Origin of the sequence: Legionella quinlivanii, from assembly GCF_900461555.1 — a bacterium.
In the GTDB taxonomy this organism is placed as follows: Bacteria; Pseudomonadota; Gammaproteobacteria; order Legionellales; family Legionellaceae; genus Legionella_C; species Legionella_C quinlivanii.
The window spans coordinates 36789-53825 of record NZ_UGOX01000001.1 but is presented as its reverse complement, the minus strand read 5'-3'; the positions used below and the strand labels follow the sequence as shown (position 1 = coordinate 53825).

The window sequence follows — 17037 nt, the reverse complement described above, 5'->3', positions numbered from 1 at the left end:
TCAAAATCTGCAAATCATGCCTAATTTTTGCCCTCTGATCGTTGTGATTTACTCGCTTCGATGACTAATCATAAAGCACTGATGAATCCGCTTGTTACGCTTGAAATCCAGATCAATGGTTTCCGCGCTGATATCCTTCACCAGATAGCGCTCGCTAATCTCTGGAGCCAGTTTAAACTGGCGCAGATTAGTTGAGAAGTAAAGCACGCCTTGCTTATTTAGAAGGCGCATGGCTTCTTCCACTAAAAGGATTTGATCCCTTTGTATATCCAGTGTCGTTTTCATACGTTTGGAGTTGGAGAAACTGGGAGGATCGAGAAAAATCACATCATATTTATCTTTGGCTATTTTCAACCACTCCAGGCAATCAAAATGCACAAACTGATGGCGGGATAAGTCAATATGATTCAAGCGAAAGTTTTCTTCAGCCCAATTCAGATAGGTGTTCGACAAATCGACATTAGTGGTAAAGGCTCCTGCCAAAGCGGCATGAACGCTGGCACTGGCGGTATAACAGAAACAATTTAAGAACCGGGTTCCTGAAGGCAGTGCGGCAAAACGCAGACGCAAGGGACGATGATCAAGAAATAAACCGGTATCCAGATAATCATACAAATTCACTTTAAGACTGGCCCGGCCTTCCTCCACAATCATAGTATGCTGCGTTTGCTTCACTTTCTGGTACTGATCGCTTCCTTTTTGCTGCTTTCTGGTTTTGACAACCAGCTTATCCGGATCAATATGCAAGGCTATGGGCACAACCTGCATGACTTCCAGGCTTCGCTTTTCCGCTTTATGAGCAGCAATTGATGCGGGAGCAGCATATTCCTGAAGTACCGCGTAATCCTTATACACATCAATTGCATAGGCATATTCCGGTAAATCGGCGTCGTAAACCCGATAGCAGCTGATGTTGTTTTTCTTCACCCATTTCTGTAGATGCTGTGCATTCTTTTGCAGACGGTTTGCCAGCATTTGTGCCCCGGAAGAAAGCGACTCTCTATCATTATTCTTCAACTGATTGCAAGCACTTATGGTCAGACAGTAGAGCTTGCATTCCAGAGGACCATTGAACAGGGTATATTGCTTACTGGAACGAAGGCCTACCGCTTTGGCCAGCAAGGGGTTGGTAGTTAGAAAAGCAGCTTCCCAGCCCTGGAAGTATTTATGGCAGATCGCTCCCAATTGCTGATACAGTGGAATCAGTTGGGTAGCCTCTCCCATTCTCTCACCATAGGGCGGATTACACAGCAGCAAACCTTTTGCCGCCACCGGACGTGCATCCTGTAGAGCTTGCTGCTCAAACTCCACCAGGCGAGCCACACCGGCCTTTTCTGCATTGGCGAGGGCCATTCGAATCAGTTTGCCATTACTATCACTGCCTTTAATCCGGCAATGCGAGGGCCTGACCTGTTGCAGTGCCAGAGTTCGCAACTTTTCCCAGAGCGATTCATGATGCTGAACCCAATGAATAAGCGATTGATCATTGCGCAATAATCCAGGAGCAATATTGGCAGACATCATAGCCGCTTCGATCACCAAAGTACCTGAACCACAGAAAGGATCCTGGAAACTATATCCCTTCTCTGCCAGTTCCGGCCATTTGGCTCGAAGGAGCATGGCAGCTGCCAGAGTTTCTTTGAGGGGCGCATCACCCGCTTGCTGGCGGTAGCCTCGCTGATGCAGGCTGTAGCCGGTCATATCCAGACTTACAGTCACCACATCAAGTTTCAAATGCGCATGCAATCTTATCTGCGGTTTTTCGCGATCAATGGACGGCCTCTGTCCATGCAACTTCCTGAAATGGTCGACAATACCATCCTTAACCACCTGGGCGCCATACATAGAGTTACGAATATGGCTTGAAGAGCCATGAAACTCAATCGCCAGTGTTTTATCGGCTTTGAATACCGTTTGCCAGGGAAACTGATTACAAAGCTGATACAGGCTTTGTTCATTATGAGCCTGGCCGCTGAACAATATCAATTGAACCCGATTGGCCAGACGCGACCAGATGCAAATCTGGTAAATAACCTGTAAACCGGCCTCGCCATAAACACCTTGCGGGCTTACGCGTGTTACATGCAATCCCAAGACTTTAAGCTCAGCCTCGAGTAAATACTCCAATCCCTTGGCACAACTGACAAACAGGGAATAATTCATGCCTTCTCTTCAATATAAATAGTTAGCCCGTATTCTAGGCGAGCAATTATTTTTTGTCCAAAGTTACTGTTCCTCAACCGCCTCGCGGATCATGCGGAAAAGCGCCTTGTAGGCACCTAAGGATCGATTGGCTTTACGTTCATCAATTGCCTTTTTGATTAATTGACGTAATTGCTGCACATCTTGCGGCTGATAATCATTGATAAATTCAGTAAGCGCTTCATTTCCTTCACTCATTAATCGCTCCCGCCAGTCTTCCACCTCATGAAAACTGGCTGTTTGCGCGCTTTTTTCAGCCTGCAATAATTCATAGGCCTCCAGGATGGCCTCATGATCAGCGCCTCGCATTAACTTTCCAATCAACTGCGCCTGACGCCGGGTTGCACCATGGCTTTTGATCGTTTTCGCTGCATCAATCGCCTGGCGCAAGGTTTCAGTCAGGGGGAGCTCATCCAGAGTAGCAGCGGGTAGCTCGACCAATTTAACCCCTAATTTCTTTAAAGCGTCTGCATCACGCTTTTTTTGTGATTTGCTTATCTCTTCCATTACTAACCTTTTTGAGAGATTGATTCTGGCCAGCCTGGCTCAAGACCGGCTTCCTCAATCAGTTTACTAACTTGCTCCGCAATTAAGCGGTGCACAACCGTGGTGGGATGCACGTGATCCCAGAATAAATAACTTTCGCAGGAAAGCGGCTCTTCTTTGGCAGCCTCTGGTAATCGCGAATAAACATAGGCTGTTTCGGCAGCCTCATGCAATACCGGATTGGATTCAATAATGGACCATTGCGCATCAGTCATTGAGTGATTCTGTTGTTTTAAAAAATCATGCAAAGCAGCCCGCGAAGGGAGAAGTGCCGTAAGCCAGCCGCTGTAACTGCCCATATAGCAGGGATCTTCAATATTCGTTATATTATAATCCGCCGGATGAGTGCTCGACTCATTAAAAAAAGTATAGGCATCAAAATATAAAAACAGGACATCGGGATATTGGTTACGCAAAGTTTCAACCCGCTGCTGTAACTTTTGATTGTGGGCCAGAGTCAGGCGCGTCAATAGCGCGGGATCACTCATCTTTTTCGATTGCGGCAGTTTAGCCAAGTCAGGTAAATTAATGATCAGAAATTTATTGCCGCCCCGGCCAATCAGGCGTTCTGTCACATTCCCTATCGCATCGACAACGCCGTCAGTCAGAGGCTCCACGTTGGTAGGGCCATTGATATAATTATTAGCACCAATCCATATGGAATACAGGCTGGTTTCTTTGTGGCCGTAGGTATTCCAGTAAAGATAATCATCCAGCTCCACAGTTAAAGTAAAGGGCAGGTTTTCTTTATAGGATAATACCGCCCCGGCTCCCCCTACCGCGTAATTCTGAAAACCGATGGTATAATCAGAAGGAAAATAATTCTGATACACATATTCAGCCCATAAAGGCCCATTGGAAAAATGCCCTTCGTGATAGGGAGGGGAAACCGGTAGAAAATGGAGAAAATAACGATATAGATTACCATTGTCTGATAAACTGTCGCCAAAAATCACCATCGTGTCGAACACTGGGCTAAACCCATACGAAACAGCAGAGATCAGCAGCCCGCAAAATATTATTTGCAACTTCTTGATTAAATTCATAAATCCATCCTTGTGAAAATCAGACATCCAAGAGTATAAAAAACTTAATCACTAACAACCAGCCCGGAAAACCCAATGTTCTGACGGGGTGAGCGGCGAACTTTAAGATAGGTTCTGCTTATAGCATACAAATTGTAAATAATGATTAACAGAAGCAGTGTGTGCAGCCAGGTCACGGTCAAATGCGCAAACAGGGGCAAGGTGATTAAAACGCCCAGACAGCCGGAAAGGCTTAAGATCATGGTTTTCTTTAAGGGTATTTTATCCTGTTGCAAAAAAACCAGTGTGGTGAGCGGTTGTTGCATTGCTCCAGCGGTGGTCATGATAGGAAAGGCGACAATCGGTGAAACATTCATCAGAAACAGAACACCCTGGATCATTACAAACAATCCAATGCCTGCTGAAGTCAGAGCACCGCAGATAACCATTGCCAGAAAACCAATCACCAGTTTGGCTCCCTGCAGCTCAACCACATCACCGCCCACCGGCATTAATCGGAACTGATGGGCAAGCAGCAGGAGAATAATCCCCGCAAAACAACAGATCATCGTTAAACGGATTGCCTGCTTGCTCAGCCTGCTAACGATAGCTCCGCCAATCAAACCACCGACACAGGTTCCAATAACCAGCGTCAGCATGGTGGTTAAATCTACATCAACCAGCTGCATGAAAAAAAGCGACTCGATAGTTCCCGGAATCACCTGGGCGCCGTTATTGACCGCCGGCAATTCATCATCTGGGAAAGTACCCAGAAGCTTGGCCAGCGCGACATTAACGGCAAAACTGCCGACACCTAAAGTATCCGCAATAAAGGCAATTATACCGCTGATGCCCAGCTTTAAATAATCAGCAATCGCCAGGCGCGTTTTTTGCTGATGGTTCATTTGATAGAACATGGCGATCACACAGACCGTACTCAACATCAGGATGACATATATAATCAGGGTAATCGCCATAAACTCACCGAAAAGAAGCTGCAAATGCGACAAGCAAAAGGGAAATTATACAGCAATTAATTTGCACAGCAAATAACAATTGGGGCAATCAGGAATCTTTATGACTTATTTTTATGCATGCTGCTATAATAACGGTACAGAAAATAAAAATGACACAAGGATGTTCGATGACAATTACCATCAAAACCCCCTCTTCTCCCACTGAAGAAGAACGAAAGATCCTGGCTGCACTTTTCGCACAAACCAGTAATGCCGAAGGATGGATGCCGCGCTATGGATGGCGGACTGCAAAATCCTATGATGTCAGGCTTCGCAATCTCTATTACGACAACGTGTATTATAAAGACCAGATTGAAACAGTTGTACTGGGGGAGAAAATTATACGTTATAAAAGTAAAAAAACACCCGCCCACATCAAGCAGGACCGACTTGAGGATAACCGTTATGGGGTATTAGCCGAAAAACCTTTGGGTAAAGGATCCTTCGGTCAGGCAATTCCTGTAAAAGTCACTTATCGGCTCACTGATGGCAATACGGATTTAAGCTTCAAGGAAAAAAAACCGGGCGAACGACGCCTTGCCAAGCAAGTTGAGCACGATCCCTATACACCCCGCTCAAATTACGAGGGGTACCCCGGCTTAAAACGAGAATATACTATTGCAAGTAAAACACCCCATACCCATCCTAAACAACCAGTAATGTATGACGGAAAGGTCTATATGGTTGAGCGTCTGATGGAGGGGCGCTGTTTGGGCGATATTATTGATGATGACCGTGCCCTTGACTGGAGTAAAGCAGTTAAACCCCTGACCATGCATGAACGCTTCACTATCAGTATTAACTTACTGGAAGCCTGGAAGGAGCAGGTATTTAATCCTCAGATTATTCACCGTGATTTGAAACCTGAAAATGTTATCATCGATGATGATTTAAACGTGAAAACCATCGATTTTGGTTTAGCGAGATTTTTTGGCGAAAAAATGTCGGACGACGTGGGTTCTCCGATGTATGTCAGTCCTGAAGCCGTGCAAAATAAAACAGTCGATTATCGCGCCGATCTTTACTCTCTTGGCCGTCTGGTCGCCCTGGTTTGGAGAAACTCTGCTTTTTTATATAATGAAGCAGCTGCAGGTAGAGTGTTGCCCGTGGCAAGAGCCAACGATTACAGCCATATGTTTTATGGGCTTGATGTGAAACCTGAAGTAAAAGACCTTATTGTTACTACTCTAAAGGCAATGACATTTATAGACCCCAAGGACAGGATCTCTGTTGACGAGGCCATTAATAATTTTAAAAGGGCGAGGGATCTGCAGCTACCTCCGAAATTGGTCCCACAAAAACAAGATTCGCTGACATCAGCGGAGACCGATCTGGCAGCGCCAAACTCACCCCCTCATGAGAAAAAAGGCATTTTACGCAAAGCGGCTATGTTTTTTGGTATAAAGAGAGAAAAGAGCAAAAGACTCAGTATCAACAAAGGGGGAAAAGATGAATTGGCAGATAAAAGAGACAGCCATGATTCGTCTATTAACGGTTGATTAGTTCGCAGTCTGGACCCGTCATTGACTTATTTAGAACCGTGTCATTACCGCGCAGGCGGTAATCTATTTCATCACTGCTACTGTGGCAGCTCATTAATGGATTTCTGCTTGCACGGAAAGGCGTTGTTGCGCAAATGAAAATATTCATGCAAAAATTCGTCTTTGCGAGCGTCAGCGAAGCAATCCAGACCATAGGCCTGCTCAAAGATTGATCTGGATTGCTTCACTTCACTCGCAAAGACGACAGCCTGGTTTGCCTGCTTCTATCCACGCAACGAAGCTGCACGGAAATGACAGGCGCAGTATGTGCTGAAAATAGACATCCTCTAAATTCATGGCGATATGAAGAGCTCTAGTAGCAACCGGTTAACCGAACATACGCTTGGCAATTGATGCGACGTGCTTACCCTGGAAACGGGCAATCTGCCGCTCAATTTCTGAAGGCGTCCGCTTTCCGTCCGAGCCAGCAATAGTTCCAGCACCATAGGGAGAACTGCCGCGCATTTCGCTAAGATCGGTTAAACCTTTTTCGGAATAAGGCACTCCGACGATAATCATTCCGTGATGAATAAGGGTATTCCAGAATGAAATGATAGTGGATTCATTACCGCCTCCAGTTCCAGTTGATACAAACACGGAAGCGATTTTACCGACGAGACCGCCGTTTACCCACAGACCGCCGGTCTGATCAAGAAAATTACGCATTTGGGCCGCCATATTGCCGAAACGCGTTGGCGTACCAAAGATAATGGCGTCATAATTGGCAAGTTCCTGCGGACTGGCAACCGGCGCCTCCTGATTAAGTTTGACGCCTGCTTTTTTGGCAATGTCTTCCGGCATGGTTTCGGGAACCCGTTTGAGGGTAACTTCAACGCCGTCTACTTCCTTTGCTCCCTTACTAACCTCCTCGGCCATCGTTTCCACATGCCCATAACTTGAATAATACAACACTAAAACCTTCGCCATTTCCTTCTCCTTTAATTTATGGCCCCACAGTACTGATTAAAACTGGTTATTTCTGAAATCTTCAACTGCCTGAAATATTTCCTCTTGTGTATTCATGACAAAAGGCCCGAGACGAGCGATGGGTTCATTGAGTTTGCGCGCTGCAATCAAAATGCAATGACAGGCCTCTGTGCTCGTTTCCAAGTGTACTTCATCCCCGGAAGAAAGGATTGCCATTTCTTTACTGGCTATTCGCTGCGAATCAATAAGCAACTCTCCTTTCAAGACAAATACTAAACATTGATGGCTTTCCGCTACCTTCTGCAGAAACTCGCTTTCCGGGGGTAATTTTATATCAAAAAACAAGGGATCAGTCGCGATACCCTTCACTGGAGATGAGGCAGCCTCTCGTTCACCGGCAATTAGTTTAAGCTCACCCCCATTTGGCAACGCTTCATAAGCTAATTGCTCTGCAGTAAACTCCTGATAAGCGGGCTGAATCATTTTTTTGTCCGCAGGTAAATTTAGCCATAGTTGTAGACCTGTCAGTCGTGAAGACTCTTTAGGCATTTCTGAGTGAATAATCCCTCGGCCTGCGGTCATCCATTGCACATCACCAGGACCAATCACGCCTTTGTGACCATGGTTGTCCTGATGTTCTATCCGTCCCTCCAGCAGGTAAGTGATGGTTTCAAAACCGCGATGCGGATGGGAGGGAAATCCGGCGATGTAATCCAGCGGATTGCCGCTATCAAAAAAATCGAACAAGAGCATTGGCTCATAGGGATTATCGCGTTCCATCCCAATATAACGCTGAAGCTTGACGCCGCCGCCTTCGCGAACTAAATGACCGGTCAATAACTTTGCCACTTTACGTTGACTCATAAGAAGCTCCTGCTGCGTGACTGCCCCGTTGGTTAATTATACCTGAACATTGTTCTGTTTTTGTCAGCCTATGATAAACTAGCGGCTGTTTCAACCTCGAGGAGGACATTGTGACTGTTGCAAAATTGATTATAGCATTGCTATTCACTTCTGTTTTTTCCCTGGCTCAGGCGACTGTTCTCACTGATACGGAAGGCAAACAAATTGATCTGAGCAGCCTGAGAGGCAAATGGGTGTTAATTAATTACTGGGCAAGCTGGTGCCAGCCCTGTCTGAATGAGATCCATGAACTCAACAGTTTTTATAAGAATAATAAAGAAAAAATAGCTCTTTTTGCCGTCAATTATGATGAGCTGCCATTGCGTGAGCAACGGAGACTGATTAAACAACACGGAATCACTTACCCCTGCCTGGCAGTTGATCCGGGTCATTCATTGAATTTTGAGCAGCCTCGCGCGGTGCCTGCCACCTTCGTTCTTAATCCTCAGGGTAAACTGGTTAAGATACTTTACGGTGAGCAAACACGGGATTCTTTGAACGAGGCAATTGGTTAAGCCTGCCAAGTCTGAAAGACAGCTTCGATTTCTGTCATTTCCGCGCAGGCGGAAAACCATCGATGATTTGGCACAGTGCCTATGATGAAATAGATTCCCGCCTGCGCGGGAATGGCACGACTTGCGCATAATTTGAATGAAAAGTTTATGGGAATACCTCATTACCCTCACTTGACAGCTTCTCACAGATCCCTAAAAATGGCATATTAATCAATATTAAAGCCGATCTTCATTGGTTTTCAGGTTGAGATATGACCTCCAGCACTGACAAACCGCAGCATCCCTTACCAGAACACCATTATCTGTTTGCTCATCTCCTCAGAGGATTGGCCTCTGCCATCGTTTTTTTAGGAGCGCATCTGCTGGGTCATTTCTGGTTAAATCACCTGGCAGTCTGCCAGTTATTGGGTCTTCGAGTCTGTGAAGCGGCACCCTACCCGCCAGAACTGGTGTCTATTATCAATGATACGGGCTGGTTCAGGTACAGCCATTTTGGCGTCTCTTTGTTTTTTCTAATCAGCGGTTTTGTCATACCCTTTTCACTGGCCAAATATTCAAAGACCCAGTTTTTGATAACGCGTTTCTTTAGAATTTATCCCACTTATTGGGCCGCTTTCTTTTTCGCATTAGTAGCCCTTCTATTATTTCACCGTGGAAAACTATGGATAGGAACATTTGATATTCTGGCCCAGCTCAGCCTTACCCGGGATTTGTTTTGGGTTCCAAGTCTCGATGCAATCAGCTGGACATTACAAATTGAAATTAAATTCTATCTTCTTTGCGCGCTTTTCTCAGGGTTGCTGACCTCGGGAAAAAAAATGGACCTTATCGCTTTGGTAGTCTGCACAGGCCTTATCGGCTTAATTCTTTCTGAAACGCAGTTAGGCATGGATAATCGGGTTAATCAGTGGACGCTTAGCATTTCCTGGTATGGATTAGCTCATGCCTGCGGAAACTCGGCGGTCTACATTGTGTATATGCTAATAGGCACCTGTTTTAACTGGCATTGCCGCAATTTCCTGTCGACCCGGCAAATGACGACACTAGTCATTGCCTTTTTCCTGCTGTTCATGTTGCTTTGGTCGCGAAGCGATTATCAGTCACAATGGTATCCTGGGACTTTTAATTATGGCCTGGCATTGATTATTTTCGCAGTCGCGTATCGCTTCAGAGAACAGATTTCAGCCGCACCCCTGTTTATCTGGCTTGGCAACATAAGCTATCCTCTTTACGTGGTTCATTTATTGCCTAGTTATGTGTTGATTTACTGGCTGACTTATGTAAAAAAATTTCCGGCCATACTCGCCATTCTGCTAGCTGGAATTATCGCTATTTCACTGGCGTTGCTCCTGCATCGCTGGGTTGAATTGCCAACTAACGGCTTTGGCAAACGACTGGCAAAGCGAATGGAGCGCTGACTGTGGATAAATCCCCATTTTCTGACGCATTATGGTACACTTGATAAATCATTTTAAATATTAACCTTCCCTGCGTCATTGCAAATTCAGAGTGAATAATGATTAAACGGTGGCTGCTTTTCGGGCTGGGCGGCGGGCTTACAACCAGCTTTACTTATCTCATATATCTTAGCCTGAATCATCTTATCGACTATCAGTGGGCTTATTTCATCGGCTATTTTTTAGGCGTATTGCTGGCCTACTGGTTTAATACGGTAATTGTTTTTAAAGCGGAGTTGCACTGGAAAGGTTTATTTACCTATCCTTTGATTTACGTTCTGCAATATCTGATCTCGGCGGCCCTGCTAGGAACTTTAGTTGAACATTTTAACATTTCTCAGCAGCTCGCCCCATTGCTGGTGATCGCAGCGATGGTTCCTCTAACCTATTATCTGAACAAGCTGGTTATTGGCTTGCCTAATAAGCGAAAACCGGCTCAAAAGTAAGCTCCTCTAGGTTCGTTGGCAATTGCCTGAGACATCCTCATAAAAATTAGGCAGCTGTGTCATTTCCGCGCAGGCGGAAATCCATCCATGATTTGGCTAAGTGCCGGTGATGAGATGGATTCCTGCCTGAGCAGGAATGACACAATTTGTAAGGAAATGAGATGAAATATATACAGACCTTAATCTGGCAGAAATTATGGGTTAAGAGTTGTATTCTCCTTGAGAAGAAGGGAAAATACCCCGGTTGGGTTAATCCCCGAATTTTTGGATTTAACAGGATTAAGTATGAAAATTCTCGTAACTGGAGGTGCAGGATTTATTGGCTCAGCACTGGTTCGTCATTTGATAACCCATACCGATCACCAGGTGATTAATGTCGACTGCCTGACTTATGCAGGGAATCTCGAATCCCTCAGAAGCATCAGCGAAAGTCCCAATTATCTCTTCGAGCAGGTCGATATTTGTTCTGCGCAAAAAATCAGAGAACTTTTTAAAACCCATCGTCCTGAAGCCGTTATGCACCTGGCCGCTGAAACGCATGTCGATCGCTCAATTCAAGGCCCTGCCAGCTTTATTTATACCAATATTGTAGGTACTTTTAATTTACTTCAGGGAGCGCTTGAGTATTGGCAGCAATTACCCGCATCCCGGCAAAAAAGCTTTCGTTTTCATCATGTATCAACAGACGAAGTATATGGGGAGCTTGAGCATAATGACGAGCTTTTCACAGAAACCACCAGTTATGCGCCCAATTCACCTTATTCTGCCAGTAAAGCAAGCTCCGATCATCTGGTTCGCGCCTGGCATCGCACCTATGGTTTGCCCGTACTAATCAGTAATTGCTCTAATAATTACGGCCCCTTTCAATTTCCTGAAAAACTGATTCCCTTAATGATTTCAAACGCCCTGGCTGGCAAGCCTCTGCCAATTTATGGAGATGGCAAACAGGTCCGCGACTGGCTTTATGTTGATGATCATGTGCGCGCACTTTATCGCGTACTGACGGCCGGTATTGCCGGAGAAACCTATAACATAGGCGGACATAATGAAAAAAGAAATATTGAGGTGGTATTAACTCTCTGCGCACAACTTGAAGATATAGCGCCAGTGAAGCCCAGAGGAATCAACAATTATTCCGATCTCATTACCTATGTGACAGATAGACCGGGGCATGATCAACGTTATGCTATTGATGCGAGTAAAATGCAAAAAGAACTAGGCTGGACTCCGCAGGAAAACTTTGAGACGGGACTGCGCAAGACCATTCAGTGGTATGTTGAAAACCGCTCCTGGAGCAGTAAGCTTTTATCAAAACTACAGGTATTCAATCATCGTGAACATGGGGATGCATTAGTATGAGCCGTCAAGTGAACCCGTTTATCTTCAAACCCCAGCCCACCAATACAAAAGGCATCATTCTTTCAGGTGGGGCTGGCACCAGGCTCCATCCCATCACCAAAGGCGTTTCAAAGCAATTACTTCCTATTTACGATAAGCCGATGATTTACTATCCCTTATCGGTTCTCATGCTGGCAGGTATTCGCGACATTCTGATCATCACCACCCCCGAAGAGCAGGCTTCTTTTAAATATTTGCTGGGTAATGGCGAGCAGTTTGGCATCAAACTAAGCTACGAGGTCCAGCCAAAACCTGAAGGCTTAGCGCAGGCCTTTATTATAGGCGAAGAATTCATCGGCAAAGAAAAAGTCTGTTTGATTCTTGGAGATAACATTTATTACGGCCAGGGTCTTACTCCAAAACTACAAGAGGCATTGTCACGTGCATCAGGTGCAACTATTTTTGCTTACCGTGTAAAAGATCCCCACCGTTTCGGTGTGGTTGAATTTGATGAGCACCTGCGCGCGCTTTCTATTGAAGAAAAACCAATAAATCCTAAATCCAATTATGCTGTAACCGGGCTTTATTTTTATGATAATGAGGTGGTCGAAATAGCCAAACAGACTAAACCCTCCAAACGAGGTGAACTCGAGATTACAAGGGTCAACCAAGCCTATCTTGAGCGAAATAATCTGCATGTTGAATTGTTGGGCCGCGGCTTTGCATGGCTAGATGCTGGCACGCATGAAAGCCTTCTTGAGGCAGGTATGTTTGTACAGGCAATTGAAAATCGGCAAGGTCTTAAAATCGCTTGTCTGGAAGAAATTGCCTATCATAATGGCTGGTTAAGCACTGAAGAACTCTCTGCACTTGTTCATAGTATGAATAAAAACAGTTATGGCGCCTATTTGCAGTCATTACTTTATGAAGAACAAAAAAGCGCAGACAGCCTTGAACTAAACACCATATAAAGGTGATCTACATGATTCTATTTAATAAACCGCCCTACACCACTTCCGAAGATCATCATGTTTTAGCAGCTATGCGTAGTACTAAACTTTGTGGCGATGGACATTACACGCAGTTATGTCAGCAGTGGTTTGAGCAACAATTCCATTGTAAAAAAGCCTTATTGACCCCCTCCTGCACCGCAGCGCTTGAAATGGCAGCAATACTCCTTGATATTCAGCCTGGCGATGAAGTGATTATGCCGAGCTATACGTTCGTAAGTACTGCCAATGCCTTCGTGTTGAGAGGAGCGACTATCGTTTTTGTCGATATCCGTCCTGATACTATGAATATTGACGAAACAAAGATAGAAGCCGCGATTACAGATAAAACCAAAGCGATCGTCCCCGTTCATTATGCAGGGGTTGCCTGTGAAATGAATGTGATCATGGCACTTGCAGAAAAATATCAGCTCTATGTTGTGGAGGATGCGGCGCAAGCAGTCATGGCTTTCTATGAAGGACGCCCCTTGGGAACTATTGGGCATTTCGGCTGTTACAGCTTTCACGAAACCAAAAACTATACCTCGGGGGGTGAAGGCGGAGCACTGCTAATCAATGACGAACGCTTTATTGAAAGGGCAGAAGTAATCCGCCAGAAAGGAACCAACCGTACCCAATTCTTAAAAGGTCAGGTAGATAAATATACCTGGCGTGACCTGGGTTCAAGTTTTTTGCCAGGTGAACTTCAGGCCGCCTACCTGTATTCGCAACTGCTGGAAGCCAAGGCTATCAATGAGCAACGGCTAGGTATCTGGAATATTTATCATGACGCGTTGGCAGCATACGAGTTGAACGAATTAATTACCCGTCCCTTTATTCCTGAAAAATGCCAGCATAATGCACATATGTATTATCTTAAGCTGCCCAGCTTTGAAACAAGGTGCGATTTTATTGAGCTCATGAAAAGACGGGGGGTACAGACGGCTTTCCATTACGTTCCCCTACACTCAAGCCCGGCTGGTTTAAAATTTGGACACTTTCATGGAGAAGACGATTTTACAACTAATGAAAGCGAAAAACTGGTTCGATTGCCACTATGGTATAATTTAGAACCGTCTGAGGCTAATTTTATTATTGAGCAGGTAATTGACTATTTCAAACCTGGAAACTGTTAAAGTCCACCAACTATCTGCCAGGATTTACCGCAAAATTTGCGAATTGATGTGTCCCTACAGCTCTTCACAGACAGCCATACCAAATCCTGTTCTACCATAACCATTACCATTATAAAGCATATAATAATTATTTTTATGCTTAAATACAAAAGGATAGCAAATCATTTCACTGTCCCAGCCTGAATCAGAGACGTCTATACCAGAATCACTTTCATCCCTCAGCCAATGCTCTCCATCACAGCTGGAAGCATATCCAATCCTGTAAGGGCTACCGCTGCCTGAACGAAAGCTATACCACATATGATAGCCTCGATCATTTTTTATTACTGTTGGACGCGAAAAAGCCTGGGCTTTCCCAAGCTCATATGGAATGGCAAGACCTTTTTTTTCCCAGTGGCTACCGTCCAGCGAAGTGGCATATTTAATCACATGCAACATCTCTTTATTCCCAGCCTCCCAACATATAGTAGAGCCATACCACATTTTATAAAGCCGTTCTTCTTTGATAACCCAGGGATAGGAGAGACTAACAGGATCTTCTATGTCGCTAGACATCAAGGGGGTTACGGAGTTGATAGACAATTTGCTGTCTTTACTTAATTCTAATCGCCCTATGTCTCCGCGCCAGTGCTGGTTTGGGTTGTTTTGCCAACCCATAAATAATATATAACATCTTGACTCAACGGAAAAATAATTGCCTATGCTCACTCCGTGAGAGTAAAAAGAGTCCTCAGAACCATGTAAGAAGGCTGGTTCGGGGTGAATATAAACAACAGAACGTTTTTCTAAATCGATATCAACAAAGCCCACAGACGATCGATTTGCCTCGTCTCTGGCACTGAAAAATACTCTGTATAAATCCCCCCCTAGCGGCACAGCAAGAGGATTGGCAGCATGAGTTATCAACTTGGGATGGGTGGAGCTGGGAAGGTATATTTGCCCTAACTTACACCATTTCATATTTAGCTCCAAATATTATATTAACCTTGTCCCTTGCGATACAACCGCTTCTCTTCGGGCTGATAATACTCATCCAGACAGGTTACCACTCGGGTATAATAGCCTAATAATTGCTGAACACGAGGCTGTTGTTCAATTACCAGGTTTTCACCCAACACTCTCACATAGTCCAACTGTTGTTTGAAGTATGATCGAGTATACTGATGGTTTATTCCATACCAGTTTTTACCTGAGTAATTTGCCCCCCCGCAGTGCCAGAGCGTTGAGTCAAAAAATAGGACGGAACCTGCCTTGGCACTAATTGACATCTGATTTCTTTTGCAGAAATCATTATCAAATTTTTGCGCCTGTTGGTGTGTGCCAGGAACTACATAGAAAATCTCATCCTCAGAGTGAATGTCTGTCAAGGTAATTAACGCATTCAGGCTGGCAACGTAACCATTTAAATAGCGAGGAAAATCAGGATGGAACGTATATTGAAAATTCTCAAAGACATTGTCTCGTTCCTGGGAAGGAAAAATAAACCCGTTTTGCAGATGCAAAATAGAGGTGTCAGAAAGCATGGCATCAACTAAAGCCTGAATAAATTTGTTTTCGAGAAGCCGCATAAAATAGGGCGAATATTTCATTGGGGCTCTTAAAATCCCAACCTCTCCTGCTGCCTCTAGTCTTTCCAGACCGATTTCTTGTGTAATCAAAGGGTAAATTTTGTCCAGAGCTTGAGTACCTGCCTGACAATCTGCAAGGCTAAGAATATTCTCCACAATACAAAACCCTACTGTATCAAGCAGCTTTTTACAGTCGCTCAGCCAATGTGTATCACTTAATTGTTTGGTATACATAATAAATCCATATGTGTTTAAATTAATCCTGTGTTTGGCTTCCACCAGAAATGGTATCAATAATAAAAAGCGGCCTTTGTTTTATCTGTTCAAAAATTCTGCCAATATACAGCCCTATAACCCCAAGGCTTGTCAGGATGGTCCCGGTACTTAATAAAATCAAAACGACTAAAGTCGTCCAGCCATGCAGACTTCCATACAAAAGGTATTGCCATATGTAGTAAGCTGCCAGGATAACGCCAGAAAAAGCAAATAACAAACCCGTTTTGATTATCCATTTGAGCAACACAGTAGCCTGAAAAAACAAACCATCCAAAGCATGGCGGATTAGAAGTTTTAAAGGGTAACTGCTTTTACCCGCATAGCGGTCCGCATGCTCATAATTTATACTACTTGTCTTGTAGCCCAACCAGCGCAGAATAAAAAGATAATGCCTTTCTCTTTCCCCAAATCGCAAAAAACTCTCGACAACCTTACGTGATACGATGGAAAAAGAGCCGTCAGCACCATCGACATTCTTTTCCGTAAGCCGGTTTAACAGCTTGAAATAGTACTTGGATGCCCATTGGCGGAACCAGGAATGGGTTCGAGAGATACGCTTTGCAAAGACAATATCGTAGCCTTTCATGGCCTCATCAATTAATTGAGGAATGACTTCTGGAGGATCTTGTAAATCGCAGTCCATCACAATCACATAGTCACCCTTTGATTGGGCAAATCCGGCAGTAATTGCCAAGTGCTGGCCGAAATTACGGCTCAATTTAATTGCTTTGATATTTGGATAGCAGTTACAAAGCTCCATCAGAATTTCCCAGGAACGTTCGGTACTTCGATCATCCACAAGAATCATTTCATAGCTCTGATTGCGTTGTTTCAAGACCCGGTCAACTCTATCACAGAGCACGGCAATGCAGGCTTCGCAGCCATAAACTGGAACTACGATACTTAGTAAGCGCAGAGGTTCCAGGTTCGTTTCGCTCATGTACCTTCCCTTAGTGTGCAAATTGAAATATTTTAAAACGGATGACTACCTGATTACAACGAAGCCAATGCCTTGTACCAGAAGATGAATCATATCAAGCGATTGAGCTATTTGACAAATTGTTTAAAAAACTGGTTGTTGAGTTCTCAACGATAATTCAAAAGGGCAGGTTATTATCTGGCACACACCCCAGGATAGTTCGCAACAACACT

At 44.5% G+C, this 17037-nt stretch carries 16 protein-coding genes; 7 read left to right on the top strand and 9 right to left on the bottom strand.

Annotated features, from left to right (window positions below; translation table 11 throughout):
* Window positions 1-48: 48 nt before the first annotated feature.
* The 4 genes from rlmKL to DYH61_RS00210 all read right to left on the bottom strand — a co-directional run bounded on the left by rlmKL (window position 49) and on the right by DYH61_RS00210 (window position 4750).
* Window positions 49-2163, bottom strand: a complete 2115-nt coding sequence (gene rlmKL / locus DYH61_RS00225) for a bifunctional 23S rRNA (guanine(2069)-N(7))-methyltransferase RlmK/23S rRNA (guanine(2445)-N(2))-methyltransferase RlmL (RefSeq protein ID WP_058506880.1) — start codon at window positions 2161-2163, stop codon at window positions 49-51.
* Window positions 2164-2226: 63 nt separating this feature from the next.
* Entirely contained in the window at window positions 2227-2709 is a 483-nt protein-coding gene (gene yjgA / locus DYH61_RS00220; RefSeq protein ID WP_058506881.1) for a ribosome biogenesis factor YjgA, read from the bottom strand.
* Window positions 2710-2711: 2 nt separating this feature from the next.
* Window positions 2712-3794 carry an SGNH/GDSL hydrolase family protein gene (locus tag DYH61_RS00215; protein WP_058506882.1) on the bottom strand — a complete coding sequence of 361 codons (1083 nt, stop codon included), beginning with the start codon at window positions 3792-3794 and terminating at the stop codon, window positions 2712-2714.
* Window positions 3795-3838: 44 nt separating this feature from the next.
* Window positions 3839-4750 (bottom strand): TSUP family transporter, encoded by a 912-nt coding sequence (locus tag DYH61_RS00210; protein ID WP_058506883.1) that lies wholly within the window; start codon window positions 4748-4750, stop codon window positions 3839-3841.
* A 167-nt stretch (window positions 4751-4917) separates the two neighbouring features.
* On the opposite strand from DYH61_RS00210, the gene DYH61_RS00205 reads away from it, so the two are divergent.
* Complete coding sequence (locus tag DYH61_RS00205) at window positions 4918-6288, top strand: protein kinase domain-containing protein (protein ID WP_058506884.1); 1371 nt, start codon at window positions 4918-4920, stop codon at window positions 6286-6288.
* Between the two features lie 369 nt (window positions 6289-6657).
* Here DYH61_RS00205 and wrbA read toward each other — a convergent pair whose 3' ends face one another.
* Both wrbA and DYH61_RS00195 read right to left on the bottom strand, forming a co-directional pair.
* On the bottom strand, window positions 6658-7257 hold the full coding sequence (gene wrbA, locus DYH61_RS00200) for an NAD(P)H:quinone oxidoreductase (RefSeq protein ID WP_058506885.1): 600 nt from the start codon (window positions 7255-7257) through the stop codon (window positions 6658-6660).
* Window positions 7258-7293: 36 nt separating this feature from the next.
* On the bottom strand, window positions 7294-8121 hold the full coding sequence (locus DYH61_RS00195) for a pirin family protein (RefSeq protein WP_058506886.1): 828 nt from the start codon (window positions 8119-8121) through the stop codon (window positions 7294-7296).
* A gap of 110 nt (window positions 8122-8231) precedes the next feature.
* Between DYH61_RS00195 and DYH61_RS00190 the strand changes: the two genes are divergently transcribed.
* The 6 genes from DYH61_RS00190 to rffA all read left to right on the top strand — a co-directional run bounded on the left by DYH61_RS00190 (window position 8232) and on the right by rffA (window position 14041).
* On the top strand, window positions 8232-8675 hold the full coding sequence (locus tag DYH61_RS00190) for a TlpA disulfide reductase family protein (protein ID WP_233013825.1): 444 nt from the start codon (window positions 8232-8234) through the stop codon (window positions 8673-8675).
* 251 nt (window positions 8676-8926) lie between these two features.
* Window positions 8927-10093 (top strand): acyltransferase family protein, encoded by a 1167-nt coding sequence (locus tag DYH61_RS00185; protein WP_058506888.1) that lies wholly within the window; start codon window positions 8927-8929, stop codon window positions 10091-10093.
* Between the two features lie 98 nt (window positions 10094-10191).
* On the top strand, window positions 10192-10578 hold the full coding sequence (locus DYH61_RS00180) for a GtrA family protein (RefSeq protein WP_065236120.1): 387 nt from the start codon (window positions 10192-10194) through the stop codon (window positions 10576-10578).
* A gap of 285 nt (window positions 10579-10863) precedes the next feature.
* A complete protein-coding gene (gene rfbB / locus DYH61_RS00175) occupies window positions 10864-11937 on the top strand; it encodes a dTDP-glucose 4,6-dehydratase (protein WP_058506889.1) in 1074 nt (357 codons plus the stop codon).
* Entirely contained in the window at window positions 11934-12887 is a 954-nt protein-coding gene (gene rfbA / locus DYH61_RS00170) for a glucose-1-phosphate thymidylyltransferase RfbA (RefSeq protein ID WP_058506890.1), read from the top strand. The genes rfbB and rfbA overlap by 4 nt, the downstream gene beginning before the upstream one ends.
* Before the next feature lie 11 nt (window positions 12888-12898).
* The gene (rffA, locus tag DYH61_RS00165; RefSeq protein ID WP_058506891.1) at window positions 12899-14041 is read left to right on the top strand and encodes a dTDP-4-amino-4,6-dideoxygalactose transaminase; all 1143 of its coding nucleotides are present in this window, start codon (window positions 12899-12901) and stop codon (window positions 14039-14041) included.
* Between the two features lie 54 nt (window positions 14042-14095).
* Here rffA and DYH61_RS00160 read toward each other — a convergent pair whose 3' ends face one another.
* Genes DYH61_RS00160 through DYH61_RS00150 form a run of 3 tightly spaced genes read right to left on the bottom strand, consistent with a single transcriptional unit; the run spans window position 14096 to window position 16825 of the window.
* A complete protein-coding gene (locus DYH61_RS00160; protein WP_058506892.1) occupies window positions 14096-15001 on the bottom strand; it encodes a glycoside hydrolase family protein in 906 nt (301 codons plus the stop codon).
* Between the two features lie 20 nt (window positions 15002-15021).
* A complete protein-coding gene (locus DYH61_RS00155) occupies window positions 15022-15843 on the bottom strand; it encodes a phytanoyl-CoA dioxygenase family protein (protein ID WP_058506893.1) in 822 nt (273 codons plus the stop codon).
* Window positions 15844-15865: 22 nt separating this feature from the next.
* Window positions 15866-16825 (bottom strand): glycosyltransferase family 2 protein, encoded by a 960-nt coding sequence (locus DYH61_RS00150; RefSeq protein WP_058506894.1) that lies wholly within the window; start codon window positions 16823-16825, stop codon window positions 15866-15868.
* Between the last annotated feature and the right edge of the window lie 212 nt (window positions 16826-17037).